This window comes from Mycolicibacterium sp. 624, assembly GCF_040548615.1.
GTDB lineage: Bacteria > Actinomycetota > Actinomycetes > Mycobacteriales > Mycobacteriaceae > Mycobacterium.
Genome location: NZ_JBEPRZ010000009.1, coordinates 346634 through 373003 on the forward strand (window position 1 = coordinate 346634; position 26370 = coordinate 373003).

At 66.0% G+C, this 26370-nt stretch carries 26 protein-coding genes and 1 pseudogene; 7 read left to right on the forward strand and 20 right to left on the reverse strand.

Annotation, left to right across the window (positions count from 1 at the left end; translation table 11 throughout):
- Window positions 1-84: 84 nt before the first annotated feature.
- A complete protein-coding gene (locus tag ABIA65_RS30115; RefSeq protein ID WP_241404267.1) occupies window positions 85-1368 on the forward strand; it encodes an MFS transporter in 1284 nt (427 codons plus the stop codon).
- 19 nt (window positions 1369-1387) lie between these two features.
- Here ABIA65_RS30115 and ABIA65_RS30120 read toward each other — a convergent pair whose 3' ends face one another.
- Entirely contained in the window at window positions 1388-2659 is a 1272-nt protein-coding gene (locus ABIA65_RS30120) for a low temperature requirement protein A (protein ID WP_241404266.1), read from the reverse strand.
- 90 nt (window positions 2660-2749) lie between these two features.
- On the opposite strand from ABIA65_RS30120, the gene ABIA65_RS30125 reads away from it, so the two are divergent.
- On the forward strand, window positions 2750-3484 hold the full coding sequence (locus tag ABIA65_RS30125; RefSeq protein ID WP_354525830.1) for an IspD/TarI family cytidylyltransferase: 735 nt from the start codon (window positions 2750-2752) through the stop codon (window positions 3482-3484).
- Here the strand turns inward: ABIA65_RS30125 and ABIA65_RS30130 are convergent.
- From ABIA65_RS30130 to ABIA65_RS30160, 7 genes are all read right to left on the reverse strand, one after another.
- Entirely contained in the window at window positions 3459-4130 is a 672-nt protein-coding gene (locus ABIA65_RS30130) for an IspD/TarI family cytidylyltransferase (RefSeq protein ID WP_354525831.1), read from the reverse strand. The two genes, ABIA65_RS30125 and ABIA65_RS30130, sit on opposite strands and share 26 nt — an antisense overlap.
- Window positions 4131-4162: 32 nt before the next feature.
- Entirely contained in the window at window positions 4163-5161 is a 999-nt protein-coding gene (locus ABIA65_RS30135; protein WP_354525832.1) for a patatin-like phospholipase family protein, read from the reverse strand.
- Between the two features lie 35 nt (window positions 5162-5196).
- A complete protein-coding gene (locus ABIA65_RS30140; RefSeq protein WP_354525833.1) occupies window positions 5197-5871 on the reverse strand; it encodes a hypothetical protein in 675 nt (224 codons plus the stop codon).
- Window positions 5868-6728, reverse strand: coding sequence for an Rv1363c family protein (locus ABIA65_RS30145; RefSeq protein ID WP_354525834.1), 861 nt, complete (start codon window positions 6726-6728; stop codon window positions 5868-5870). The genes ABIA65_RS30140 and ABIA65_RS30145 overlap by 4 nt, the downstream gene beginning before the upstream one ends.
- Before the next feature lie 126 nt (window positions 6729-6854).
- Window positions 6855-8303 carry a FadD3 family acyl-CoA ligase gene (locus ABIA65_RS30150; RefSeq protein ID WP_354525835.1) on the reverse strand — a complete coding sequence of 483 codons (1449 nt, stop codon included), beginning with the start codon at window positions 8301-8303 and terminating at the stop codon, window positions 6855-6857.
- A complete protein-coding gene (locus tag ABIA65_RS30155; RefSeq protein WP_241404259.1) occupies window positions 8300-9490 on the reverse strand; it encodes an amidohydrolase family protein in 1191 nt (396 codons plus the stop codon). The genes ABIA65_RS30150 and ABIA65_RS30155 overlap by 4 nt, the downstream gene beginning before the upstream one ends.
- Window positions 9491-9580: 90 nt before the next feature.
- A complete protein-coding gene (locus ABIA65_RS30160; protein WP_354525836.1) occupies window positions 9581-11149 on the reverse strand; it encodes an AMP-binding protein in 1569 nt (522 codons plus the stop codon).
- 107 nt (window positions 11150-11256) lie between these two features.
- Here ABIA65_RS30160 and ABIA65_RS30165 point away from each other — a divergent pair, with 107 nt between their 5' ends.
- Window positions 11257-11973, forward strand: coding sequence for an enoyl-CoA hydratase/isomerase family protein (locus ABIA65_RS30165; RefSeq protein ID WP_354525864.1), 717 nt, complete (start codon window positions 11257-11259; stop codon window positions 11971-11973).
- Window positions 11974-11978: 5 nt separating this feature from the next.
- Here ABIA65_RS30165 and ABIA65_RS30170 read toward each other — a convergent pair whose 3' ends face one another.
- The 3 genes from ABIA65_RS30170 to ABIA65_RS30180 are packed head-to-tail and all read right to left on the reverse strand — an operon-like array spanning window position 11979 to window position 13765.
- Complete coding sequence (locus tag ABIA65_RS30170; protein WP_354525837.1) at window positions 11979-12497, reverse strand: VOC family protein; 519 nt, start codon at window positions 12495-12497, stop codon at window positions 11979-11981.
- A 15-nt stretch (window positions 12498-12512) separates the two neighbouring features.
- Window positions 12513-13313 (reverse strand): SDR family NAD(P)-dependent oxidoreductase, encoded by an 801-nt coding sequence (locus tag ABIA65_RS30175; RefSeq protein ID WP_354525838.1) that lies wholly within the window; start codon window positions 13311-13313, stop codon window positions 12513-12515.
- Window positions 13310-13765, reverse strand: coding sequence for a nuclear transport factor 2 family protein (locus tag ABIA65_RS30180; RefSeq protein ID WP_354525839.1), 456 nt, complete (start codon window positions 13763-13765; stop codon window positions 13310-13312). The genes ABIA65_RS30175 and ABIA65_RS30180 overlap by 4 nt, the downstream gene beginning before the upstream one ends.
- Before the next feature lie 67 nt (window positions 13766-13832).
- Here ABIA65_RS30180 and ABIA65_RS30185 point away from each other — a divergent pair, with 67 nt between their 5' ends.
- Window positions 13833-14288 carry an Rv2576c family protein gene (locus ABIA65_RS30185; protein ID WP_354525840.1) on the forward strand — a complete coding sequence of 152 codons (456 nt, stop codon included), beginning with the start codon at window positions 13833-13835 and terminating at the stop codon, window positions 14286-14288.
- A gap of 12 nt (window positions 14289-14300) precedes the next feature.
- On the opposite strand, the gene ABIA65_RS30190 is transcribed toward ABIA65_RS30185, so the two are convergent.
- Window positions 14301-14915 (reverse strand): TetR/AcrR family transcriptional regulator, encoded by a 615-nt coding sequence (locus ABIA65_RS30190; RefSeq protein WP_354525841.1) that lies wholly within the window; start codon window positions 14913-14915, stop codon window positions 14301-14303.
- A gap of 199 nt (window positions 14916-15114) precedes the next feature.
- Here ABIA65_RS30190 and ABIA65_RS30195 point away from each other — a divergent pair, with 199 nt between their 5' ends.
- Together ABIA65_RS30195 and ABIA65_RS30200 are read left to right on the forward strand one after the other, a co-directional pair.
- Window positions 15115-16398, forward strand: coding sequence for a cytochrome P450 (locus tag ABIA65_RS30195; protein ID WP_354525842.1), 1284 nt, complete (start codon window positions 15115-15117; stop codon window positions 16396-16398).
- 133 nt (window positions 16399-16531) lie between these two features.
- Window positions 16532-17017, forward strand: coding sequence for a hypothetical protein (locus tag ABIA65_RS30200; protein ID WP_354525843.1), 486 nt, complete (start codon window positions 16532-16534; stop codon window positions 17015-17017).
- A gap of 72 nt (window positions 17018-17089) precedes the next feature.
- Here the strand turns inward: ABIA65_RS30200 and ABIA65_RS30205 are convergent, their stop codons facing one another.
- Window positions 17090-17488 carry a hypothetical protein gene (locus tag ABIA65_RS30205; protein WP_354525844.1) on the reverse strand — a complete coding sequence of 133 codons (399 nt, stop codon included), beginning with the start codon at window positions 17486-17488 and terminating at the stop codon, window positions 17090-17092.
- 196 nt (window positions 17489-17684) lie between these two features.
- Between ABIA65_RS30205 and ABIA65_RS30210 the strand changes: the two genes are divergently transcribed.
- Window positions 17685-18200 carry an Rv2253/PknI dimerization domain-containing protein gene (locus tag ABIA65_RS30210; protein ID WP_354525845.1) on the forward strand — a complete coding sequence of 172 codons (516 nt, stop codon included), beginning with the start codon at window positions 17685-17687 and terminating at the stop codon, window positions 18198-18200.
- Between the two features lie 81 nt (window positions 18201-18281).
- Here the strand turns inward: ABIA65_RS30210 and ABIA65_RS30215 are convergent, their stop codons facing one another.
- From ABIA65_RS30215 to ABIA65_RS30245, 7 genes and pseudogenes are all read right to left on the reverse strand, one after another.
- Window positions 18282-20027 (reverse strand): MCE family protein, encoded by a 1746-nt coding sequence (locus ABIA65_RS30215; protein WP_354525846.1) that lies wholly within the window; start codon window positions 20025-20027, stop codon window positions 18282-18284.
- Window positions 20027-21469: an MCE family protein gene (locus ABIA65_RS30220; RefSeq protein WP_354525847.1), complete on the reverse strand. Its 1443-nt coding sequence runs from the start codon at window positions 21467-21469 to the stop codon at window positions 20027-20029. Before ABIA65_RS30220 ends, ABIA65_RS30215 begins: the two co-directional genes overlap by 1 nt.
- Window positions 21469-22965 (reverse strand): MCE family protein, encoded by a 1497-nt coding sequence (locus tag ABIA65_RS30225; RefSeq protein ID WP_354525848.1) that lies wholly within the window; start codon window positions 22963-22965, stop codon window positions 21469-21471. Before ABIA65_RS30225 ends, ABIA65_RS30220 begins: the two co-directional genes overlap by 1 nt.
- Complete coding sequence (locus ABIA65_RS30230) at window positions 22965-24056, reverse strand: MCE family protein (RefSeq protein ID WP_354525849.1); 1092 nt, start codon at window positions 24054-24056, stop codon at window positions 22965-22967. Before ABIA65_RS30230 ends, ABIA65_RS30225 begins: the two co-directional genes overlap by 1 nt.
- The gene (locus ABIA65_RS30235; protein WP_354525850.1) at window positions 24056-25081 is read right to left on the reverse strand and encodes an MCE family protein; all 1026 of its coding nucleotides are present in this window, start codon (window positions 25079-25081) and stop codon (window positions 24056-24058) included. The genes ABIA65_RS30230 and ABIA65_RS30235 overlap by 1 nt, the downstream gene beginning before the upstream one ends.
- Window positions 25078-26271: an MCE family protein gene (locus ABIA65_RS30240; RefSeq protein ID WP_354525851.1), complete on the reverse strand. Its 1194-nt coding sequence runs from the start codon at window positions 26269-26271 to the stop codon at window positions 25078-25080. Before ABIA65_RS30240 ends, ABIA65_RS30235 begins: the two co-directional genes overlap by 4 nt.
- 11 nt (window positions 26272-26282) lie before the next feature.
- Window positions 26283-26370, reverse strand: a pseudogene (locus tag ABIA65_RS30245) (ABC transporter permease); the annotation flags it as partial.

Here is a 26370-nt window from a genome sequence, read left to right on the forward strand (position 1 = left end):
ATCTGTCACTTTCAGCGGACGAAACCCAACGGTGCGGACTAAGTCGCTGGCCCAAACACCCGTCACTAGACCACGATGGGTCAGGTGCGCGCGTGGATCATCTGGCTGACGGGACTGTTCGCCTACATCGTCGCCGTACTGGATCGCACCACACTGGGGGTTTCCGGTCTCGACGCCGCCGACCGCTTCGCCGCCAGCCCCAGCGTGCTGTCGTCGTTCGTGGTGCTGCAGGTCGTGGTCTACGCGTGCGCGCAGGTACCCGCTGGGGTGCTGCTCGACCGGTATGGCTCGCGTGTGCTGATCGCGGCGGGCGCCGGCCTCATGGCCGTCGGCCAGCTCACGCTCGCGCTGTCGGAATCCCTGCCGCTTGCGATCGGCGCGCGAGCCGTCGTCGGCCTTGGTGACGCGCTCACATTCATATCGGTGCTTCGGCTGGTCCCGAACTGGTTCACACCGAAGCAGGTTCCGCTGCTCACCCAGCTCACCGGTATCTGTGGCCAGCTCGGGCAGGTGCTGTCCGCGGTTCCCTTCCTCGCCCTGCTGACCGGCACCACCTGGGCGACGGCCTACATCTCGGTCGCCGCGCTGGGCACTCTGGCAATGGTGCTGGCGCTCGCAGTGGTGCGTGACGCACCCGGTGGCCGCGTCGTCGCGCCCGAGGCGATGACGGTCCGCGAGACGCTGTCCAGCGTGAAGACCGTCTGGCTGAGACCCGGTACCAGGCTGGGCTTCTTCACCCACATGGGCACACAGTTCTCGGTGACGGTGTTCGCACTGATGTGGGGCGTGCCCTATCTGACGGTCGCGCAGGGCCAGTCGGCAGGCGTGGCGGGTGCGCTGCTGACGGTGTCGGTCGTGGCGGCCATCGCCGCGGGCATCGTGATCGGCATAGCCACCGGTCGCATACCGCACCGGCGATCGCGCATCGTGTTGGGCATCATCGCCAGCAATGCGCTGGTCTGGACGGTGGTTCTGGCGCTGCCCGGACGCGCGCCGCTGTGGCTTCTGGTGATCCTGATCGTCGTCATCTCCGTCGGCGGGCCCGGGTCGATGGTGGGCTTCGACTTCGCCCGCACGTTCAATCCGAGCGCCATCCTCGGTACCGCGCAGGGCATGGTCAACATGGGTGGCTTCATCGCCTCCCTACTGGTGATGCAGGCGATGGGAGCCATCCTCGAAGCACGCGGCGGGTACTCATTCGAGTCGTTCCGGATCGCCTGGACCGCCCAGTACGTCGTCTGGATTCTGACCGTCATCGGCATCCTCATCACGCGGCGCAAGACCCGGCAGCTGATGAGGGACGAGGAGGAGCGCGCCCTGTTGGAGACGTTCGATCCGAGCGCGGGAGAACGCGCAGGAGAACGCTGAGCCGCCTCGCGGTGGTGACCTAGTGGTTCTCCGCGACGCTCGCCGCGACGTCCCGCGCCAGGTGCCGGTGCCCCAGCACCTCGAATCCGACCACAGTGACCACCGGCGCCAGCGTCACGATCAGCAGGCACGCCGTCATCGGCACACCGGCGACCGCAGCCGCGACTGCCGACGCCAGGACCGCAGCAGTCAGCACCGCCAGCACGATGTGGAATGCGTCCCACGCCTTCACCATCAGCCCGTAGACCGCGAAGACCAGAGCGACATAGGCGGCCACGGGTATGGCCACCGCCAACACCGTCCCCACCGAGCCGAGTTCGGAGTGCTGCTCCACGTAGTAGGCCGCGGTGTGTAGTCCCGCGCCGGTGCCGACGATCGCGCCGTACACCCCGATGTGCAGGTAGCCGAACGCGAAGGACCGCTCGCGATGGGCGTGCAGTAGGTCGCCACCTGGTAGCACGAAGTAGATCCACCACATCCCGAAGGTCAGCCCGGTGCCTGCGATCACGAGGATGACCGCGTCGGGCGTCCAGCCGTGCTCACCCACCACGGCAGTCAGCGAGGCCACGGTGCCGACGACGCCCTCACCCAGCGCGATGATCGCCAACAGCCCGTAGCGCTCGGCGATGTGATGCGCATGCCAGGGCGTGCCGCCCCTGCGGTTCTCGGCGAGCCACGGCCCAAACATCTCGGCGAAACCCAGGATCACGAACATGCCCAGCCCCACCGGAACCGACACCGGCAGGAATATGGAGCCGATCCAGCCGACCTGGACGATTGTGATGGCGCCGGCATAGGTAAGACACGCCGACCGGCGCTCCGGGTCCTGTCGGGCGGCACGTAACCACTGCGCCACCAATGCGATTCGCATCACCACGTAACCGGCGACCAGGAGCTCGTTTCGGAGGTGCCCACCGTGCTCGATGGAGGCGAAGAACGGCGGGATGCCCAGGGCCAGGATCAGCACACCAACCATCTGCACCATCGTCAGGACGCGGTAGATCCAGTCGTCGGTGTCATAGGCCGAGGCGAACCAGGTGAAGTTGATCCAGGCCCAGCACGTCGCGAACATCGCGAAGAGGAACCCGGTCAAGCCGACGCCCACGTGCCCGGCGGCCAGTGCGTGCGCAAACTCCGATGCCGCGACGCCGAAGGCGATCACGAAGGTCAGGTCGAAGAGCAGCTCGAGCGGTGTGGCGACCCGGTGCCGTTCGTGCGGGTCCCGTCCCACCATCCTGCGCAGGTGGTGCGCGGGCACACTGGCCCGCGGATCCGACGTTGACTCACTCATCCGGTGCCCCCACCCTCTCGACAACGCATTTGCGCCGGTTGACGGTACCGGGTCGGTCCTTCGCCGTCGATGGGACGCTAGCGTGAGCGCATGCGTGCGACAACCGGGCCGACTGCGGTGGGCGTCGTGTTGGCCGCTGGCATGGGCACCAGGGTCGGGGCGGACGGCAACAAGGCCTATCTGCCGTTGGCGGGCCGCAGCATGGTGTCGTGGTCGGTGCGCGCCGTCGCCGAGACACCGGATATCGACCGCACGGTGCTCGTCTTCCGACGCGGGGAACGAGTGACCGCGCAACGCCTGCTGTCGGACGAAGTCGACTCGGCCACGGTCGAACTCGTCGAGGGCGGCGACACTCGGCACGGCTCAGAGTTCAACGTGCTCCGCCACCTGGCCGACGATATCGAGTCCGGCGCCGTGGACGTCGTGCTGATCCACGACGCCGCACGCCCACTGGCCGGGACCGACCTGATGCGCACCGCGGTCGCGACGGCACGCGAGTTCGGCGGCGCCATACCGGGTCTGTCCCCAGGCGATGTGCTCCGCGAGGCACCCGACGGGTCGCTGGCCCCCGTCGGCGGCACGCTCGTACGGGTGCAGACACCGCAGGCGTTTCGCGCGGCACCGCTCCTGGCGGCCTACCGCGCGGCGGATGCCGAGGGTTTCGACGGCACCGACACCTCGGCGTGCGTCCAGCGTTTCAGCGACATCGACGTGCACGTGTTCGACGGGGCGGCGACCAACTTCAAGGTGACGTTCCCGCACGACATCGAGGTGGCGGCCCGACTGCTACGCGACCGGTTCAGCGGGGACGACGCCCCTCGATGATGGCGCCGATCAGCGCCGCGTCGGCGGGCAGGTCGGCAGCCACCGCATCGGGATCACCCGCCACGGTCGCCACGCCGTGCCCAAGGTCGTCGCCGTCGTCGATCAAGCTGGCCAGGGTGTCGGCCCGATAGCCGCGTGGGTACTGCACGGTCCGCAGCCAGTGACGGTCGACCGTCGCGGTCACCGATCCCCCGTCATCGACCTGCTTGACGGTGTCGGTGATCGGCAATACAGGCACCACCACCGGATGACCGGCTTCCAGCGCACCCAGCACCCGGTCGGTGACGGCCGTCGAAGTCAGCGGCCAGCGGTGATCGTGAACGAGCACGTGGCGTGGTGAATCCACTTCCCGCCCAAGATGTTCCAGTCCCGCAGCCAGGCACTGGCCGCGGGATCCGGGTTCCGCGCTGGCCACCACCGCCACATCGGCGAGTCCGGCCGCCTCCAGCGCCGATCGGACGTCCGCCACGGTCATCGCGATCGTCGCCACGACGACCCGCGCGGCGGGCACCCGACCGGGCCCCAGCAGCGACCGGACCACCCACACCAGGGCGGCCTCCCCCGCCACCGGTGCAAGCGCCGCATGCGGTGCCACGGTCGCGTCAACGGGCACGATCGCGCAGGGTTCGCTCGCTGAGGATGCCATCGGTCAGCACGCTATCGGACGGCGATGGGACGTCAGCGGAACCGACGCAGGTACGCCGCCCAGTTCCAGCTCTCGAGGAACCGTTCCGCGGCCGAGTAGCCGCGCTGGTACAGCGCCTCGACCTGATCGTCGTCGATGTCGAAGTCGAGGAAGCCCACGTCGGTCGAGTCCACGCGGATCGCGCGGGCGCTGACCCACGGCTGGTTCAGGTAGGCCTGGTCGCGTCCGACCAGAACGGTGGTGATGACGTCCTCCAGCAGGTGTGGCGGTCCGAGGTGCCGCAGCGCTGCCAGGGCGGGGATCACGCTGTCGTTGCCGTCGGGCAGGTTCGGCAGCACCGTGACCCCGAAGCTGGGCCAGCGTGGCTTCTGATTGTCAGTGCGGTCGAGGCTGTCGACCGGGAAGTTGGACAGCAACCCCCCGTCGACCAGCGTCGAGGTTCGCCCGGCCGCGCTGGTCAGGGTGACGGGGCGGAAGAAGAAGGGGATCGACATCGACGCCCGCACGGCGTCGGCGACGGACTGATCGTCGGGGTCCAGCCCGTAGACCCTGCGGTAGTCCCACGGCAGCCGCACCAGTTGACCGGTGGTCGTGTCGGCGACGGTGACCACCAGGCGGTACCGCTGCTCGACGGGTAGCTCGTCATCGTCGATGGCCAGATCCCCGAAGGTGTGCACGCCGAGGTCGGCGAGCTGACTGCGCACCCATTCGCGAATGTAGTCGCCCTTGTAGATGCCGGATCCGCGCAGCAGCGCGAGCGAGGGCCCGACGAACGGCACACGTTCCACGGGGCCCGGATCGAGGAACTTGGAGTAATCCAGTTGCAGGGCAAGGTCCTTGACCTGCGCGCTCGTCATCTTGCCGATCTGGGCCGCTGCCACCACCGCGCCGACGATCGAGCCCGCCGAGGTGCCCGACACCCGGTGCGGACGGTATCCGGCGTCCATCAGGGCGACGACGGCGCCGACCAGGCCAATCCCCTTGACGCCGCCGCCGGACAGGACGAGATCGACCGGTCGGGTTCGTGCCATGGCCCGAGGCTAGTGCGCGGTGGCCGCGGTTCGCCCTAAACCGGGTCGAAGGTCGAGATGAGCCACCTGCCGTCGACCTTCGTCAGACCGACCTTCACGCTGCTCGCGGCGAACGCCCCGTCGGGGTTCTCCTTGCTGGTGGTGTTCTGGTTGATGAACAACAGCACCTCCGCCGAATCCGGCTTCAACTGCGATACCGCCGCCGCGTCCTTGTCGGACGAACGGGCGATCTGCGCGGTTGTCTTGACGTTCTTCTGCTTGGCCGCCGGCGTCACGATGTCGTTGGTGAACTGCGTGTAGTAGTTCAAGAAGTCACCGGTCAGATAGGACTTGGCGTTGGCGAAGTCCTTGTCCAGGCTCTCCGGCGAGTACGACAACAACGCGACAGTTCCCTCGGAGGCCGCCTTCAACACGTCCGCGGCCACCCGCTCGCTGGTCTGGGAATCCGGGCGGTGTTCGCTGAAGTAGATCCACGACGCGAACGCCGCCGAGGCCACCAACAGGACGCCCAGCAGTGCCGGCACCAGGACCCGCTTGTACATGCTCGGCGAGCGCGCCTCCGATTCCTCTGCGGCGGTGCCGCTCTCGGTGGCACCCACGAGGTCACCCTCACCGGCGACGCTCTCGTCGAGTTCGACGGCGGTGGGCTCGATCTCGGCGGGGTCGACGTCGCCCGATTCAGCGGCAGGCTCCAACTTGTCATCGGTCATGGCACGAACTCGACTTTCGCCAGCTTGATCTGATCGCCGTCACGGGCCACGTCCACCGCCAGCCGCCAGGAGCGAGGCTCCTGGGTTTGGCTCTGCACGTTGGAGACCCGGGTGGTGACGGCGAGCAACACCCTGGCGGTGTCCTGCGTCATCGACTGGACCGCAACGGCATTGACGGTGGCCTCGGTGACGACCTTCGACTCCTGGGCAACCTGGGCGAAGTCCTCCGCCTGCGACTCGAAGTCCTTCCGGAAGTCACCCGTGGTGTTCTCGAGGATGCGTTTCACATCGTCCTCTGCACGGTTGAAGTCCAACGACATCAACGTCACGACACCCTGGCGTGCGCCTGCGGCGAACTCCGCCGAGCGCTGTTGTTCGGCGACGTTCTGGCGGTGTTGCCACATCATGTAACCGCCCGCCCCGAGGAATCCCAGGATCAGCAGCACCACCAGGGTTGCGCCCAGCACGGCGAGCGACACCCGCGGCAACTTCACCCGTCGGCGACGCTCGGGCTCGGGCTCAGCGGTGTCCTCGGCGTCGGCGTCGGCGTCGGCGTCAGACACAGCAGGGTCCTCGACTACGACGTCCTCGGCATCTGGGGCCTCGGCGACATCATCGGTATCAGTGTCGGCGGGGGTGGCCTCGGCCGCTGCGGCCGCTGCGGCCTCGCGACGTAGCCGAAGGGCACGAGCCCGGGCCGCGGCGGCGGCCGCGAGTGCCTCCGCCTCGGCGGCCTCGGCTTCGGCCTCTTCGGCGAGCGCTAGGGCGTCATCGGGACGGACGGAATCGGCTGAGCCAGCACCGTCATCATCGTCGTCACCTTTGAGGACCGACGGGGTGCGATCGCTTGGCGGCATGCGGGCCTCCTGTTCCTGCGTCGAACGTGCGCGTGCTGAGAATGACATGTTCAGTTTTGAAGATTTCCACGACGGTACTCGTTCCGGCCTCTTGCCTGCGGAAATGGATTCCGCAGTACGGGACACTCATTGAAGACTGTCCTTGACGACCTTGCCGGAGGCGTTGGTGGGCAGTTCGTCGAGGAACGATACATACCGCGGGACCTTGTATCCGGCCATTCGCTGCCGACTCCACTCGATCAGCTCTTCGGCGGGCAACTCCCCGGAGTCGGCGCGCAGCACCACGAAGGCCTTGCCGACCTGTCCCATCCGGTCGTCGGGCACGCCGATCACGGCGACCTGCGCGATCACCGGGTGTTCGAGGAGGAATCCCTCGATCTCGGCGGGATAGGCGTTGAAGCCGCCCACGATGTACATGTCCTTCTTGCGGCCGACGATTCGCAGCCTGCCGCCATCGGTGAACTCGCCAAGGTCGCCCGTGTGCAGCCACCCCTGCGAATCGATCGCCTCATCGGTGGCGGCCTTGTCGTCGAGATAGCCCTGCATGACGCTGTAGCCGCGGACCAGCACCTCACCGTCCTCGGCGATGTCGACCTCGATGCCCTCACACGGCGTGCCCACTGTGGTCGCGACGTCCTCGAACGAGTCGTCGGGCCGGGACAGCGTCGCCGTGCCACACTCCGTCAGCCCGTAGCCTGTCGCGAGCGTCTGGAACGGCAGCTCCTCGTGCACCCGCCGGATCAGTTCGACGGGGATGTCCGCCGAGCCGGTGACGCCAGCGCGCAGCGTCGCCAACTTGGTCTTGTCCTTCACCGCCAACAGCGAGTGATACAGGGTGGGCGGACCAGGCAGCATCGTGATGCGCTCGGCGGCAATGAGTTCCACTACCTCATCGATGTTGAATACCGGAACGGGGAGGATCGTCGCGCCACGGATCAGCGACGATATGCACCCGGCCTTGTAGCCGAAGGTGTGGAAGAACGGGTTGACGATGAGGTACCGGTCACCCTCGCGAAGATCGGCGAGGTTGCACCACTCCTCATACATTCGCAGCGTCTGGCGGTGGTTCATCATGACGCCCTTGGGCCGACCCGTGGTGCCTGAGGTGTAGATAATGTCGGCGACATCGTCACCGTCGACGTCACGCTCCAACGGCGCCCCGCTGGCCAGGAATTCGGACTTGAGGTCGATCGTCGGCACGTCCAGACCGACGCCGTAATCCTGTCCCAGGAAGCCCTTTTCGACCATGACCGCCTTGGCGCCGCTACGCGACACCACGTCGGCGGCCTCCTCGGCCTTGAACCGAGTGTTGACCGGGACCAGCACTCCGCCGGCGGTCACCAGCCCGAGGGCCGCGATGATCCACTCGGCGGAGTTGGGCGCCCACACCGCGACTCGGTCACCCTTGTCGATACCCAACTCGGCGAACGCCCCCGCGGCGCGCCGAATCCGTTCGGCGAGTTCGATGTAGGTGAGACGCAGCGGACCGTCGACGATCGCCTCGGCGTCGCCGAATCGGTCCGCTGAACTCAGGACCATCTCCGGGATGGTCCTCCATTGCCCTTTCTGGGTCACACCGTGACGAGACGACCGAGGTTGCCGCCCATGATCTTCGCCTGATCCTGCATCGAGAGATGCTCGAGTGCGGTGATGTAGTGGGTCGGCTCCGCCAGGCCCTCCGGATGCGGCCAGTCTGAGCCATAGAGCACCTGGTCCACGCCGATCAGGTTGATCAGATCGTCGATGCCCTCCTCGTAGAACGGGCTGACGAAGATCCGGTTCTTGATCTCCTCCATGGGGTTGCCCGCGAAGGCCTCGGGTGCCTTCTTGTACACCTCCGCCATGGAGTCCAGAAGCGGGAACATCCACTTCGACCCCGCCTCGACAATTCCCACCTTCAGCGTCGGGAACCGGAACAGCGCTCCGTGAATCACCCAGGAGGCCACCGCATCCTGGATCGGGCGCCACTCGTTGAGAATGCCCATCGCGTTGGTCTGGAACGGCAGCATCTCCTGGGCTCCACCGTCCCACTCGGAGGTGTAGCGCGAATAGCCGCTGTCGCTGGAGTGCATACCGACGAAAATGTCGTACTCGACGCACTTCTGCCAGAACGGGTCGAACTCGGGTAGCGCGAACGACCGCGGACCGCGGAAACCGGGTACCGGTGCCGGGCGGATCAGGATCGCTCGCGCACCGCGCTTGACCGCCCACTCCAGTTCCTCGATCGCCTTCTCGACGATGGGAAGGGTGATCACCGGGGTGGTGAAGATGCGGTTCTTGTAGTTGAATCCCCAGACGTCGTGCAGCCATTCGTTCAGCGCGTGCACGATGACGTGGATGGCGACCGGGTCATCACTCAGCCGCTCCTCGATCAGGCTGGCCAGCGTCGGGAACATCAGAGTGCGGTCTAGGCCGAGCTCGTCCATCTTCTCCAGCCGCGGACCGGGCTCGAAGAACGCCGGGATGGCCTTCATCGGCTCACCGAACAGCTCGCGCTTGCTCTTACCGTCGGGGTTGCCGAACTTGAAGTACTCCTCCCACGCGCCGGGCTTGGCGACCACGGAGAAGGTGGGGTTCGGGATGTAGTTACTGATCTGCCCGCGCAGCGCGATCTTGGTGCGACCGTTGATCTCGACGTACTGGACGACGTCCTTGTACTCCTTGGGCAGGAATTTGGTCAGCGCCTCTGGCGGCTCGTAGAGATGGTTGTCGGCGTCGAACAACGGGAACGGGATGTCGACCCGGTGTGAAAGCTGCCCCATGAAACACTCCTTTTCCTCTTGAGAGAATCCTATTCTCATCTACGTCAGGTGGCAATGCCCACCGGGCCTACCGCTGGGCGTTATGGCGAACTAGGTGGCGATGCTCTGGCGGACCCGAAACTTCTGCACCTTGCCGCTCGCGGTGCGCGGGAAGTCGTCGGCCCGGTGGAGCTCCTCCGGCCACTTCTGCCGAGCGACGCCGGCCGCCTCGAAGTGCGCGCGCACGTCGTCGAGCGTGGGCATCGACACGCCCGCCCGGAGCCGCAGGACCGCCGCGGCACGCTCCCCAAGTCTCGCGTCCGGCGCCGCCACGACCACCGCCTCGATCACCTCCGGCATGGCCAACAGCACCTCCTCGACCTCGAGTGCGCTGATGTTCTCGCCGCCGCGGATGATGACGTCGGCCTTGCGATCGGTGATGGTCAGGTACCCGTCGGCATCGAGAACGCCGACGTCACCTGTGTGATACCAGCCGTCGTCGTCGAAGGACGCGGCGGTCAGCTGCGGGTCGGTGTAGCCCAGGCACAGATCGGGTCCGCGGCTGAGGATCTCCCCCTCGTCGGTCAGCCTGATCTCGACACCGGGACGGGGGTCACCATCGGTGAACAGCCGCTTGCCCTCCGGCGCACTCGGGCGGGACCCCGTGATCGACGGGTGCTCGGTACTGCCGTAGGAACGGAACACCAGCACCCCGCGGTCGGCCAGTCGCCTGGTGACGGCCGCGGGCACGGTCGACCCACCCAAACCAGCGGTCGTGATGAGCTTCATGTGCTCGGCGGTGAAGTCTGGATGGTCCATCAGGCTGGTGAGGAAGTACGGCGGACCACCGCCGATGGACAGCCCGTCGGACTCCATGAGCGCCAGCACCCTGCTCGGATCCCACACGTCGCACAGGTCGATGGGCGCACCCTCGAGTATCGGGATGAGGAACGCGCCCACCATGCCGATGAAGTGGCCGACGGGCGTGGCGGTCAGCTGCCGCCCCCGGTCGGTCGGGTAGTTGTCCAACAACTGCCGCGTCTCGAAGTTCAGCGTCTGATGGCTGTGGATCACACCCTTCGGATCGCGCGTGGTCCCCGAGGTGAACGCGATCAGCGCCGGGCTGGCGGGGTCGGCGGGGATGACCCCGGCCATCGGCTCGTCGGCGAGCAGATCGTCGAATGCATAGACCGCAGTGTCATGTTCCTCTGCGTCGCGGCGCTCGCCTCCGACCAGCGCCACGATCGGCACGTCGACGCAGATGTCGCGATGCAATGCCATCCGGCCGAACGACTCGGTCGTGATGAACACCTTCGGCTTCGCGGTCGCGATGATGTGGGCGAGTTCCTTGCGCCCGTAGAAGTGCACGATCGGAACGATGACGGCACCCAGAAACGCCGCGGCCCAGAAGGTGACCGCGGCCTCCCTCCAGTTGGGCAGCTGCATCGCCACGACGTCACCCGGCCCAACATCCCGCTCGCGGAGGCCGGCTGCCAGCCTGCGGGCCTGGTCCTCCACCTCGGCGAACGTGCCGACATACGGTTCAAACTCGGAGTGCACCACAAAGCTCTGGTCGGGAACCTCGGCCAGGCCGCGGGCCAGCACGTCACCGAGGGTTTCCGATGTCCACCAACCCTGCGCCTCGTAGTGTTTGACGAGCGCCTCGGGGATCTTTCGCATGGGTTCTACCGCACCTCTGCAGGGCCGTTTGGGTGACAGGGAGATGTTATTCTCCGCTTTTGAGAATGCCAATACCGTATATGGAGAATCAATTGGACGACAGTCGCATGGTCGGGCTCGAGTTGGATGACGGTCTGGCCGTCATCACCATCGACCGACCGCACGCGCGCAATGCCATATCGCTGTCCACGATGGACCGCATCGCGCAGGCCCTCGACGGAGCCGAGGGTGCGCGGGCGCTGGTCATCACCGGCGCGGGCGACAAGGCGTTCGTCTCCGGGGGCGATCTGAAGGAACTGAGCGCCATCCGTACCGAGGCTGACGCAGCCGCGATGGCACGCAAGATGCGTACGGTGTGCGACCGGATCGCGGCGTTCCCCGGACCCGTGCTGGCCGCACTGAACGGCCACGCTCTCGGCGGCGGCGCCGAGGTGGCGGTGTCGGCCGATATCAGGATCGCCGCCGACGACATCAGGATCGGCTTCAATCAGGTGGCGCTGGAGATCATGCCCGCCTGGGGTGGCGCCGAACGACTGGCCGCTCTGGTGGGCAGGAGCCAGGCGCTGCTGCTGGCGGGCACCGGTGAGATCCTCGATGCGGCCGCGGCCGAACGCGTCGGCCTGGTGCAGCGTGTCGTGCCGCGCGCCTCGTTCTCCGACGAATGGCGCTCGGTCGCACGCAAACTCGCCAATCGTCCCGCCGGCGAGGTCAAGCGAGTCATCAACGGCACCACACCGGAGGAGGCCATCGCGGCCTTCGCGCGGTTGTGGGTCGCCGACGCGCACTGGGTCGCCGCCGACGCGGTGATGAACCGCGCCAGGTGAGCTGATCAGCCGAGGCTCCGGATCGGATTGCTACCGTCCCAGTCCACCGCGGCGCTGCGGACGAGTTCGGCCATGCCGACGAGAGCGTCGGTGCGCGCGGTGATCTCGGCGATCGCCGCGCCCGTCGGCGGCTCCACGTACGCGTAGCGCTGCCCCTGATCCTCGCCACCGGCCCACACCACCGGCCACCCCGCGTCGGCGACGGCAGCCATGGTGGCGTCGAAGTCGTCGGTCCACCAGCACAACTGGTTGAAACCCTCGCCGTGGATCTCCAGGAACTCGGTGTAGATGCTCGGGGTGTCGTCGGTCTGATTGATCAACTCGATCTGTATGTCGCCGCTGTTCGCCCACGCCAGTGACAGCGTGACCGAGCACGGCTCACCGCGGTAGGTCACGTTCTGCTGCAGTCCGCGCATGACGAACCAGGGGCCGATGCCCATCGCCACCCAGCCCTCGATGACGGCGTCGAGATCGGTCACGACGTAACCGATTTGGCGAACGATCCCCGGAAGAATCGGATTCATCAGGCCTCCTCCATGTCAGGCGTTCCTGCGGGCGGCGAAATCGGCCGACGCCGTGCTCATCATCTCCACCAGAGTCCTCCGGTCGATCGTCCACACCTGGGATGCCACCGCGCGGTTGTTCTCACCCACGACGTGCACGGGGCCGTCTCCGATGTGCTCGAGGATCTCAGCCGCGACGGCCTCCGACGTCATCTGTGACGCGGCGTCATACTCGACGCCCATCCGCTGCAGCGCAGGTGTGTACGTCATCCCGAGCGGGGTGCAGACGACATCCACACCGTGTGGCCGAAGCTCGGCCCACAGACCCTCGGCGAAGTTGTGCTGAAATGCCTTGACCGCCGAGTACACGGCCAGTGTCGCCGATCCCGCAACGCATGCCAGCGATGCCACCAGCACGATGCCGCCGCGACCGCGGTCCCGCATCCCGGGACCGAAATGCCTGGCCAGTGCGACCGGCCCCACGCAGTCCAGCTTGATCTGCTTGAGCGAGTGCTCGTACTCGTTGTCCAGGAACGTCGACGTGCGGTCAGAGGCGCCGGCGTTGTAGACGACGAGCCCGACCTCGAGGCCGTCGGTGGCGGCCGCGACCCTCTCCCCCACGTCGGGGTCGGTCAGATCCAGGACCAGCGACCGCACCTCGACGCCGTGGCGGTCGCGCACACCCGCGGCGACCTCGTCGAGAAGAGTGCCGTTGCGGGCGATGAGGATCAGGTCGAGCCCACGCGCCCCGAGTTCGTCGGCCAGGCACGCGCCGATGCCCTCGGATGCTCCCGCGATCAGCGCCCAGCGGCCGTACTTGGCGGCGAAGTCGGTCATGCGCGTGCGTTGTCGATGCCGGTGGCCGTCGCGGCGCCGGCCCGGGCGCCACCGGTGAGCATCCGCGCCATGCTCGTGCTGCGCTTTCGGATGCGCCACCCGCTCGGTGTCCGCGCGAACACATCGTCGTAATGCCCGACGACGTCGATCCAGTTGTCCGCGTCGCCCGGCACCAGCATCAGCACCGCGTGGACATAGGACCGCACCGTGGCCTGGTCCCCCTGCACGTCGATGACGAAGTTGGACAGGCGGTGATACGTCGCGCCCATGCTGCCGTGGAGCTGCTGCACGACCTCGGTGAACGCGTCGGGATCGGTGAACTTGCCGACTTCGGCGTAGTCGACGTCGATCTCGTCGGCCCAGCAGGTGCGAAACAGCGTCCAGTCCTTCTGATCGATACCGGTTGCGTAGCGGATGAGTACTTCGCCGATCTGAGCGACGTCCGTGTCCATGCGTCGAAGCTAGCCAGTTCCCGGCCGTTTCGCCGCCCGGTCGAAAATATCGTTCTAATATTTGGAAATGATGTTTCCGTTGCGAGCGACCTCAACACGCGCGGCGAGGGCACTGGCCCGCGTCGCGCCGGTGGCACTGGTGCTGATCGCCGGAGTCGGGTTGAACGTGCCCACGGCGAGCGCCGAGGAACCGGTGCTCCATCACGTCAAGTACACGGTGTTCTCGGAGATTCCGTTTCGGAACGCCGAGATCTACTACCGCGACGTGGACCCGCCGAACTGGGCCGACTACAGCCACAACCCCTACGTCTTCAGCCCCAACGTCGAGGCGGACCTCGGCCCGGACCAGATGTGGACGTTCGACGCCATGCTGGCCGATCCCGACCAGTGGGCGATGGTGACGGTCAGCAGCCTGGACTCCGTCCAGCGGCCGAACTTCCACTGCGTCCTGGCGGTCGACGGCCAGGTGGTGGCCACCAATCAGGGCCCCAAGGGCGCGCTGTGCTCAGTACGGCACTGGTGACGGGCGCTCGACTCAGGCCGAGGACGCCGGGGCAACCTCCGGGATCCGATCACCCTCGAGGCGACGCAGCCAGTCCTCGCAGAACGACAGCAACTCCTTGTGCCCGAAGGTGATACCCAGCGATTGCTCCAGCACCAACACCCGGGACACGCTCGTCGCGAATACGGCCCACACGACGGGCGGTACGTCAGACACCTCTTGGCCGTAGCGACGGAGCACCACCTCCATCGCCGCGACCTGCTGCTCGCGGAACCGATCGGCGAACAGGACGATCTCGGCCCTCAGCGCCTTGCGGTGATTGGCCAGGCCCATGAACTCCATCAGCAGCCTGGCCACGTGCGGGTCGCTGCCGAACTCCCACATGGCCCACAGCGGTTGTTCCGATTTCAGCACCTCGGCGTGCGCTTCGAGCCCCAGCCTGGACATCCGGCGGAAGACCTCGATGAAGAGGTCGTCCATGGTTCGGAAGTAGTAGTGCACCAATTGAGGTTTCAAGCCGGCCCGCTCCGCCACACGGCGCGACGTCACGGCGGCGTAGCCCTCCTCCATCATGAGCTCCTCGGCCGCATCGAGCAGCACGCCGCGGTTCTTGGCGTCCGGGCCTCCGATCCTCCGGTCCGATGTCATGGCCGCCCTTCCCTGTCTCTACGTGCCGATCCTCGATTCCGCACGCGAATCGTAGACGCCCGCTGCGTGTCGGAACCTTGACCGCGACACTACGTCATGCTAAGCAAGTGCTCAGCAATTTCAATCGATCGCGCCGACAGCCCCGCTCGGCGCGCGTCCCGTCTCCCGCCTCATCGCGGCTCCGGAAGGAACTATTGAGATGACCGCAGATTTCGACACGGTCGACTACTTCACCGATCAGTCTCTGGTTCCCGACCCGCACCCCTACTTCGACCACCTTCGGAGCAAGTGTCCGATCGTGCGGGAACCCAACTACGGCGTGCTCGCCATCACCGGATACGACGAGGCCGCAGTCGTGTTGAAGGACACCGACACCTTCTCGTCGTGCATCGCGGTGGCAGGGCCGTTCCCGCCGCTGCCGTTCACCCCCGAGGGGAACGACATCACCGAGCAGATCGCGGCACACCGCTCGCAGATGCCGATGTTCGAGCACATGGTCACCATGGATCCGCCCGATCACACCAACGCCCGGTCGCTCCTGAACCGACTCCTCACGCCCAGGCGGCTGAAGGAGAACGAGGACTTCATGTGGCGGCTCGCCGATGAGTGCCTCGACGACTTCGTCGCACAGGGCAGCTGCGAGTTCCTGAGCGCGTATGCAAAGCCGTTCTCGCTGTTGGTGATCGCCGACATGCTGGGCGTTCCCGAGGAGGACCACGAGCAGTTCCGCACGGTCCTGGGTTCACCACGGCCGGGAGCCATCGTCGGCTCGCTCGATCACACTGACCTCGTCGGCACCAACCCGCTCGAATGGCTCGACGAGAAGTTCATCGGCTATCTCGAGGACCGTCGCGCGACGCCGCGTGACGACGTGCTGACCGCGCTGGCCACCGCGAACTACCCCGACGGTTCGGTTCCACCGGTCCTCGAGGTGGCCCGCTCGGCGACCTTCCTGTTCGCCGCCGGCCAGGAGACCACCACCAAGCTGCTGTCCGCCTCCATGAAGGTCCTCGGCGACCGCCCCGACGTCCAGCAGGCACTGCGCGACGACCGCAGCCGCATACCGGTGTTCGTCGAGGAGTCACTGCGGATGGACGCTCCGGTCAAGAGCCAGTTCCGGCTGGCCAAGAAGGACACGAGGGTCGGCGACATGGATGTCCCCGCGGGTACCACGCTGATGGTCTGTCCCGGCGCGGTTAACCGGGACCCCGGCCGGTTCGAGAACCCACACGACTTCGACCTCGACCGCAAAAACGTTCGTGAGCACATTGCGTTCGGTCGCGGCGTGCACTCCTGCCCCGGTGGACCGTTGGCCCGCGTGGAGGGTCGGGTGTCGATCGAACGCATCCTGGACCGGATGGCCGACATCACCATCGACGAGGAGAAGCACGGCCCAGCGGACAATCGCAGCTACACCTACGAGCCCACCTTCATCCTGCGCGGACTCACCGAGATCAACCTCAAGTTCACGCCCGTCGGGTAGATGCCCTCGGCAGTCCCGCTGCAGCAGATCGGTTGCAGCGGCAGCGAAGACGAGGTCTGCCATCTGGCTGACGGAGGCGTTGTCGGCCCGATAGGCTGCGACTGACAAGCGCTTGCGAAGACGGGAGATGGCCGTGGCCACAACGGCGAAGAAGGCACTACCGGTACTGGGAGCTGCCCTCGTAACCGCGGCGATGGTCGGCGCTCCGACCGCCAATGCCGGTATGCGGGTGGGGAATTACGAGGTTCTGACCGACCGCTGGAATGATCACGCGTGGATCTGGTCGGTCGCGCACTCCTGTGGTGGTCCCGAATGTGCGACGTGGATCGACGATCCGGTCCTCGTGCCCGAGACCGATAACCTCAACGTGATCGGCATCCCAAGACCGTTGAAGAGTCAACGAATTCAGAATACGGCGTTTTACGCCGACGGTCGGTACACGTTGACCGTCGACGTGATCGATGGCGTGCGTTGCGTCGGCTACAACCTGCCCTCGCACGACGTCTACTCGTGGGACGCGGTGTCGCTGGCCGGCACGATCGATTCCACGTACAACGCGGGCTGCTACGGGGCACCGGGCGGCACCAGCACGTACGCCTTCTCGCTGCGGAGGTACTGAGGGCGACGGACCGACTTCCGTCGCAGACAAGAATCCCTCCGCCGACTGGCGGGGGGATTCTCTGCTTTCGGCTCAGATGTCGCCGCGCGTCCAGGCCGCCGCGGAATTGCGCACGTCGCAGGACAGGAACAAGCCGTCCGGGGCCTGCGCCATCTCACCCTCACGACCGGAACAGTTACTGCCCTCGATCTTTATGCCGCGCAGCTCGGTGGTCCGGAACCAGCGGGGTGCAAGACGGCGCGGCGATCCGCAGAACACCAATCGGCCCCAGGACGTCACCCCGAACACGTAGTAGGTGGTCTGGGTACAGGGGGCACCGAGCACAGCGCCGGGCATGATGCCGGGCACACACGAGGGCTCATTGCACTCGACCGCGGCGGGTTCTGCGGGAACCGGCTCGGCCGACACCGGGGGCGCAGTCAACAGCCCCGCGGCCAGGAGACCAGCTGCTGCAGCCACGACGATTCGCACGAAAGATACTCTCCCACATCGGAGAGCGAAATTCTCCCTTTCAGAGAAGATCGAATGCCACCCTGTCACCGCTGGTCACACCCGTGACAATCCTCAGCACAGGCGGGGTCCGAACACAGTCTTCCCGACATGCCAAAAGTGTTATTCTCCTGCGTAAGAATGGCATTGCCATGGCGGGACGATCAAGGAGCATCACATGAGCCCGAAGAAGGTGGTCTCGGGGGCCGCGTTGATCGCCGCTGCCGCATTCGGACTCGGCACCGCACCGCCGGCAGCCGCCGAGTACGAGCAGTACGCCATGAACGGCACGTTCTCCGTGGTCTCGAATGGCGAGTGGGCCAGGATGAATGACCGCTATCAGGACGAACCGTCCGTGCACAGCACATGGACCGTCAACACGACGTGCACCACGGCGCTGACCTGCTCGGGCAAGGTCACCAGCTCCCTGGGTTGGACCGAGGATATCTACACCGGCACCGGCAACACGTGGTACGTCAAACACTATGTACCCGAATGGATCCCGTGCCCAGAGGGTGGTCGCGCCCCCGGCCTGCAGGTCTACGAGTTCTACCCCGCAACCGATGAGGGCATGTCCCAGCGGATATCCGACCTGTGGGTCGGCGAGGACGAGACAACCGGCGTGAGCGGCAACTGCGGCAGAAACAAGTCGCTGGTGCTGAATCTCCCGGTCAAGATCACCAAGATCTCTTGAGCAGCATCAGCTGATCGCCGACTGAAACACCCGCAAGAACGCCCCCCACCGGTCCGGCAGGGGGGCGCTATTGCGTGAGTTCTAGTGCGGCATCAGGTCTTTCCACGTTTTTGGCAGCGGCATGCCCGCCACCAGATTCGTCACGGTGTACAGCTTGCCGTTGGAACCGATGTACTCGCCCGTGCGCGGGTTGTACTCGACAACCGCCACCGAGGGGCCAGCTCCAGGCTTGGCACCGAACGAACTCGGTGCAGCCTGGGGAACCGATCCATCGCCTGATGCGAGCGGCGGCTCAGCGGGTGGGAGCACCGGCGGTGCCTCCCCTGCCGGCGCCACGGACGCGGCCTCGGTCGCGGGTCCCGGCGGCGGTCCCGCCGCCGGTATTGGCTGTCCGTTCAAGGAGTTACCGGCCGGCGGGGGCGGTGGGACGGGCGCCGCAGGTGCCGTGGGCGCCAGCGGTGCCAGAGGCGCCTCGAGTGGTGACACACCGGGCGGTGTACCCGAGGGAACCGCCCCTGGCGGCAGCGGGGTGCCCTCAATCGGAGCGTGGATGTCATCGCTGAGGGTGGCCCGGTCATCGATCGGAATGCCCTGCGCGATCAAGCTTGGGTCCAACGGTGCGGGTCCCGTCGCGTGCTGACGCATCGCCAGTGGCACGAACGGCTTGTCGCTGTTGCAGATCGCGACGGTCGGTGCTCGCTTACCGGGCTTCCTCATACAGGGAAAGTTGCGCACGCCGCGCACCGAGATCGGTGAATCCTGCGGCAGCTTGCAGTAGATGCCGTCCGGGGTGTCGATATCGGACTCATCGGCGGGTGATCGCCACGACGACGGCGGAAGGAACCCGACGGTACATGCCGGCGGATCACTCACTGTGGCGGCGAAGTCGCCGCGCGGCGCACCGGTTGAGTCCGACGTCGCCGTATACGCCTGCTGCTGAGCGATGTACGGCGGCAGCAGCACCAGGAGTTGCTCCAGTGACGCGTTGTACGTCATGAGGATCTCGCCGACGGTGCCGAGGTTCGCAAGCAACACTGGCAGTGTCGGCTTGAGCTGATTCAGCAGCCCTGAGACCTCGCCCTCAAAGCTTGGGAACGTTTGCAGCACAGTGCGAAACTGCGGATCGCTGGCCGCGAGCTGGCCGGTGAAACCGGCGAGACTGCGCGCCCAGGTTCGGATCGCGTCAGCGTTCTGGGCCTGTCCCTCGAGCAGCGGTCGAGCGTCATCGGCGAGCGTGCGGGTCTGCCCGGCGACGCTGTTCAGGTCGGCGCTCAGTGTCGCACCGGAGTCCAGCAGTGAGCCGAAATCGTAACCAGCACCGTTGAATCCCTTGTACGTCTCGTCGAGAAGCGCACTCAACCGATCCGTGGGGAACGTGTCAACCAGATTGCTGACCTTGTCCAGCACCGGTCCGACGGGTGCCGGAATCGTGGTGTTCTCCGCGGTGATGACCGAACCGTTCTGCAGGTAGGGACCCGAGTCGGTACGCGGCCGCAGGTCGACGTACTGCTCACCGACGGCCGAGACGCTTCGGACCTCCGCTTGCAGGTCGGCCGGAATCTTCGGCGACGTTGCGATCGACATCGTCGCCTCCGCACCATTGGGGGTGACCTTGATATCGGTGACCTTGCCGACCTCGACGCCGCGGTACGTCACGTTGCTGAATCGGTAGAGGCCTCCCGAGGAGGGCAACTGCAGCGTCACGACGTTGCGTCCGAGTCCCAGCAGCGTCGGCACCTGAACATAGGTGAACGCCATCACCGCGACGCCGATGATCGAGACGACCGTGAAGATCGCCAGCTGAATCTTGATGAAGCGAGTCAGCATCAGTTACCTCCAACTAGCGCCGGGCGTGGGTACGGCCCGGCGAAGATGGGCCCTCCCCCGCCTGGCGGCGGCACAGTCTCGATCGTCGCACCGTCGGTCTTCGCCTGCGGGACCACGGGTAGCACGGGTGCTGTGACCGGCGGTGGCGGAGCCAGCACGGCACCCGGCCCCGGCAGGCTGCGTTCCGCCCCCGGCGGGTCGGCATTCAAACCCGGATTGTTCGGGGGCACCGGCCCCAACGGTCCGCCCAGTGGCGGCGGTGCCAGCGGGCGACCGATCGGGTCGTAGGTGTAGCGCTGGAAGTACGGCTCGCCGGGCATCGGCACCAGGTCCCGGCCCTCCTGGCCGGCACGTGTGCCGAGGAATATCGACTTGCGCAGCCGCGGTCCGGAGATATCAACCGTCGCAAAGAGGTTGATGAAGTCGCCTCTGACGGCCCGGTCGATGAGGTTCTGACCGTAGGGGAACACCGTCGCGTAGGCGATGCCGGCGTCCAGGTCCGGTCCCACGTCGGCGAGCGCCTGAATGGTCGGCTGAAGGTTCTTCAGATTGCGCACCAGGTCGGCCTGGGTGTCATTGACGAGCCTGTTGGCGGTGTCGCTGAACTGTCCGAGCTTGGTGAGCGCGGTGGTGAGCTGTGGACGCTCACGATCGAGGACCTCGAGTGCACGTGGGATCCGTTGCAACGCCTGGTCGATCACCTCGCGCCGGTCGGCGAAGTTCGAGGCCACCCGATTCAGTGCGTCGATCGTGGCGACGAGGCTGTGACGCTGGCTGTCCAGAGTGCCGATGAACGTGTCGAGTTCGGTCAGCAGTGAGCGGAAGTCCTCCTCCCGACCGGACAGCGCGGCGTTGAACGTGTGGACGACGTCGCCGAGTTGGCCCAAGCCGCCCGCATTCACCACCACGGACAGCGACGACAGCGTCTCCTCGGTGGTCGGATAGGTCGACGACTCGTTCAGCCCGATCGTGGACCCCGGTGTCAGTTGGCCCTCGGGCGACTGACCCAGCGGCGGGTCCAGCGCCAGATGCATCGAACCCAGAAGGCTTGTCTGCCCAACCCGTGCGACGGCATTGGCCGGGATGACCACGCCGGGCTCGACGGAGATCTCGACGTTGGCGTGCCAGTCCTGAACTTCCATCTTGCCGACGCTGCCCACCACGACGTCGTTGATGAGGACTGGCGAATTCGACTCCAGCGTCGAGACGTTCGCAATCTGCACGTGATAGACCGCCGCGTCGGAACCACGCCCGACCGCGCCCGGCAGGGGCAGCGAGTTGACTCCCTGGAACGCACACCCGGTGGCGGTCAACGCCACACAGGTGCCCGCGGCGAAGAGCCTCCCAATTGCTCCTCGCGTGCGCGGCAGTCCAATTGCTCCTCGCGTGCGCAGCAGTCCAATTGCTCCTCGCGTGCGCAGCCGCCCAATTGCTCCACTCATCATGGCGTCCCCTCAGCGGCAAGTGGCGGCCCGAGCGGCGGGCCCGGAGCCGGTGGCGGGGCCTCGCCGGGCAGCAGCATTGCCGGCAGGCTTGGTCCCGCGGCCGGCTCCGGAGGCGGAGGGCCGATCCGCGTGTCGGCCGGTGTGGGCACCTCAGCGCCGGGATACAGCGCGGGGAAGGGCTGCAGCGGCGTTCGCTCGTTGGTCGGCAGCGGAACCCCTGGTGGTCCCATGCCGGGCGGCGGCGGAACATCGCCGTCCAGACCGGTGTACGCCGAGACCGCGGGCGGCGTCTCGGGTGGCATGGGCGCACCGCCCTCACCACCGGGTGCCAGCTTGGGGTCGGCGTAGACGATGTTGTGCGGGGCGGCCGACCTGGCCAGGTACGGGTTGATCGGAACCGGGATGTAGTTCAGGTTGAGCAGCCGCAGCGCGGGACCGAGGTAGTCGTGGCACAGCTTCGCGGTCTCGGGCGCGGTGGTGTTCTGCGTGGCGCCGATCATGCCGCACACGAACTGCATGGGGCTCGCCAGGTTGGGGATCGAGAAGCCACCGCGGACCGCGCCGATATCCGGGTCGTAGATGTTGTAGCCGTTGGCGAAGGCCGTTGGTGTGACGTGCAGGACCTGTTCGAAGTCATCCTTGACGTCGACCAACGTCTGGGTGACCTGGGCCAGTCCCTGGATCTGCTCGGCGGTCTGGTTTCGGGTACCCGCGACGAATCGCTTCACCTCCTCGGTGGCGACCGACAGATTGGTCAGCGCCGCATCGAGATCGGACTTGCTGCCATCGAGCACGCTGGACAGCGTCGCCAAACGATCGTTGAAGGACACGATCTGCTGGTTACTGTCCCGCAGCGCCGTGACGAAGACCTGCAGGTTCTTGATGATGCCGACGAAGTTGCCGCTCCCCTCGGCCAGGATTCGGCCTGCCCCGGAGAGTTCGGCCAGCGTCGCGCGCAGCTTGTCGCCGTTGCCGTCCAAGGCGTTGGCGGCACTGTCGATGAAGCGACCCACCGAGCTGGTGGACGTGTCTCCGGTGGGAGCCAGATCGGTGGCGAGCCGCTCGAGTTGGCGCTTGACCTCATCCCACTCGACGGGGACCGCGGTCCGGTCCGTCGGAATCACCGCACCATCGGCCATCTTCGGGCCCTCTGTCCGGTATGCCGGTGTGAGCTGCACATAGCGGGCGGCGACCAGGTTCTGAGCGACGATCACCGCCGACGCGTCAGCGGGCACGGGTACGGACCTGTCGACCCTCATGGTCATCTTGGTCTGCGTGCCCTGCGGCTCGATCGATGCGATCGTGCCGACCTTGACACCTGAGACCCTGACGTCGTCGCCGGGATAGATGGCCGTCGCCGTCGGGAAGAACGCGGTGATCGTGGTGGGCCCGAAGAACAGTGCACGGGCCGCGACGAAGCCCCCGCCGAGGAGGGCGAGCACGAGCACCCCAGCGACCGTGGGGACGAGCCACTTTCGAGACTTCTCCGACATCACCGTGAACCCCCGGGAAGTGAGTTGTAGGGCAGGGGCAGTTCAGCCCGCGGCCCGGTCTCGGGTGAAGTGGGCGGTGCGCCGGCGCCGAATGCACCTCGGCGGAAGCCGAATGCGTAGTCCAGGAACGGCTGTATCAGCCCGCCGGGGTTGAAGTTCGGCACGTATGCGGTGTAGTACGCGCCGCTGGACACGGCCTCGCTCAACGTGGTCTGGTACTTGGCCGCGCCGGGGATCGCCTTGGCGAGATTGTCGCGGTTGCGCACCAACACCTCGTTCACCTTGTTGAGCCGCTCCAGCGTTGGTGCCAACTCCGCCTCGTTGTCCGCCACCAGGCCGACCAGTTGCTTGGACACCGCCGACGTGTTCGCAAGAAGGTCGACGACCGCCTGACGACGTTCGACCAGTACCGCCAGGAGATCGTTGGCGTTGAGTATCAGGCTGTTCACCTGCTGGCTTCGTTCCGACAGAATTCCGGTGACATCGGAGGCGGCCTTGAGCAGGTCGGCAAGGGTTTCGTTGCGACTGTTCAACGACCGGGAGACCCGGGACAGCCCGTCGAATGTCGGCCCCAGTCGCGGTGCGATCTGGTCCAGAGTCGTCGACAGGGTGTCCAGTGACTGGTTGAGCTGCCCGGTGTCGGTGCCGGCAGTGTTCTCCGTCAGCTCACCGACCGCATCGCTCAGCGAGTACGGCGATGACGTCCGCGAGACAGGGATGGCCTCGGTGCGGTCCAACTTCCCACTGCCCGAGGACTCCAGGCTCAGCACCCGCTCACCGAGAAGCGTGCCGGTCTTGATGTGTGCTGTGGTCTCCGACCCCAGCGGGTACTTGCCGTTGATGGTGAAAGCGACGAGGGCATCGCCATTGTCGAGTGAAACATCGGTCACCGCACCGACTTTGATGCCGGACAGGGTGACGTCGTTACCGACGATGATGCCGCCGGCCTCACTGAACAGCGCCTTGTACTGGAGCGACGTGGCATACGCGAGTATGCGTTCGGGTTGCAGCCCAACGGCGATGATCAGGATGGCCAGAACAACGCCCATGAAACCGGCGCGGACGAGACTGGCTGCGCGATACTTCAGCATTACGGCTCAGCGCACCTTCCGTTTTCTTGCTTCACGAAGGGGAAGAACGACGCTCTGCCCTGAAGATCCGTGACGCGGATGGAGAGTTCGCAGATGTAGTACTGCACGAAGGAGCCGTAGGCGCCGATCCGTGCGAGCTTGCGATAGTTGCCAGGAGCGCGCTGTAATGCTCCGTCGAGATAGCCCTTGCCGCTTTCGAGGTTGGGCGCCAGGCGATTCAGCTGATCCACCGTGCCCGCCAGCGGAGGCCGTGCCTCGGTGAGGAGATCCGCGATCGACGCGGTTCCGTTGTCCAGCGATGAGATCGCGGTGGCGATCGGGTCCCGGTCCTGCGACAGCCCGCTGATGAGCTTCTCGAGTCGATCGACAGCACCGGAGAACTGATCGCCGTCCTTGGAGATGGTGCCGAGCACCACGTTGAGGTTGTCGATCACCCCCTGAATGTTCTCGTTGTCGTCGGCCAGCGTGCTGGTGAACGACGATGTCCTCGCCAACAGGGAGTCGAGCGTGCCCTCCTGGCCCTGGAAGACCTGGATCAGGGCCGACGAGAGTTCGTTGACGTCTTGGGGATTCAGACCTTGAATCACCGGCTTCAGTCCACTGAGGAGCAGGTCCAGATCGAGGGCGGGTTGAGTGCGGTCGACCGGTATCTGCGATCCTGGTGACATCAGCTTCGTCGAGCCGGGACCGTCGATGAGGTCCAGGTAGCGGTCACCTGTCAGATTGAGGTAGCGGATCGCCGCGTTCGTGCCGCTGGTCAGCTTGATATCGCGATCGGCGTCGAACTTGACCAGCACCTGGCGATCGGCCTGCAGCGACACGTCCGTGACGGTTCCGACTCGGATGCCGGCCACCCGGACCGTGTCGCCGGTGGCCAGCCGTGAGGCGTCGGTGAAGACCGCCGAATACCCGTTGGTGGATCCGGTGCGGTACTGCCCGAAGGTGAAGAACAGGAACACTGTCAGCAGCGACATGATCGCCGCGAAGATGCCGAACTTGATGATGGTGCCGCGTGATCGGGTCATCCTGGCATTCCGATCTGCGCGCTGTTCCGCGGCGGGCCCTGGATCGGTCCGAACAACGCCTGCTTGAGCGCATCGGAGTTGAGCAGGATGCCCTGGTTACCGTACTTCCACGGGTTGGCACCGACGTCGGCGACGAGGAAGGGTGGGCGCTTTCCATTCGGCACGGTCGGCAGCATCTGATCCTTACAGGACGGACCGCTCGTGGCGTTGACCTTCGGTAGGTCCTCGGGATAGCGGTAGCGCTCGACACCGAGCGTGAAGCTGGCGGAGACGTCGACTCCTGGGCGGTCGGGCGGCGGGTTGTGGACGAAGGTGTTCAGTCCCTGGAGCCCGCATCGCAGGTTCTCCCAGTACTTGCTCGCGACATCGGTCGTCGGCACCAGCATGCGCATGACGTCGGTGAGTGCCTGACGGTTGGTTCCCACCACGTCATTGCCGGTGTCGGCCAGTCCGACGGCGCTGATGAGGAAGGCGTCGAGATTCTGCTCCTGGTCCACCAGGGTGTCACTCACCTTGGTGGTGCTCTCGATGATGTCGACGAGATCCGGTGCGGTGTCGGCATATGCGCTCAGCGCGACGGGGGCCAGTTCGAGATCGCGGCTGATGTTCTCGAGGCTCGGATTGATCTGCTTGAGGTACTTGTTGAAGTCGGTCACGGTCTGGCCCAGTTTCTCGCCGCGCCCGTTCAGTGCACCCGAGAGCGCGGACAGGGTCTCGTTGAGCTTGACGGGGTCGATGGCCTTCAGCACTGAGGTGAGCTGTTGGAAGACGGTGTTGGTCTCGACGGTGACGTGCTGGGCGTCGAGTTGCTGGCCCTTGGCCAGTGGTTTCGACGACGGATTCGACGGTGCCACCAACTCCACGAACTTCGCGCCGAACACGGTCGAGGAGGTGATGTTGACGTCGACGTTGCCCGGGATGTCGTTCAGCTGTTTGGGATCCATAGCCAGGTGCAGGACTGCCCTGCCGTCGGACGTGGTCTCAATCGACTCGACCTGGCCGACCTGAACGCCGCGCATCTTGACTTTGGCTTGCGGATTCATCACGAGGCCAGCGCGTTCGGAGACCACGGTGACCGGCACGGTGGTTCCGAAGCCGCCCGAGAACATGCCGAGCGCGAAGACGACGATCGCGACGAGGACAAGCACGGTGGCCAGGCCCGCGAGCGGGCGAACCGCTGAGCTAGACATCGATGTTCTCCCTATCCCGACAGGTTGAAGTTGCCGTTGGAGCCGTAGACGGCAAGTGAGACCAGCAGGGTCACCGAGACCACGATGATCAGCGAGGTG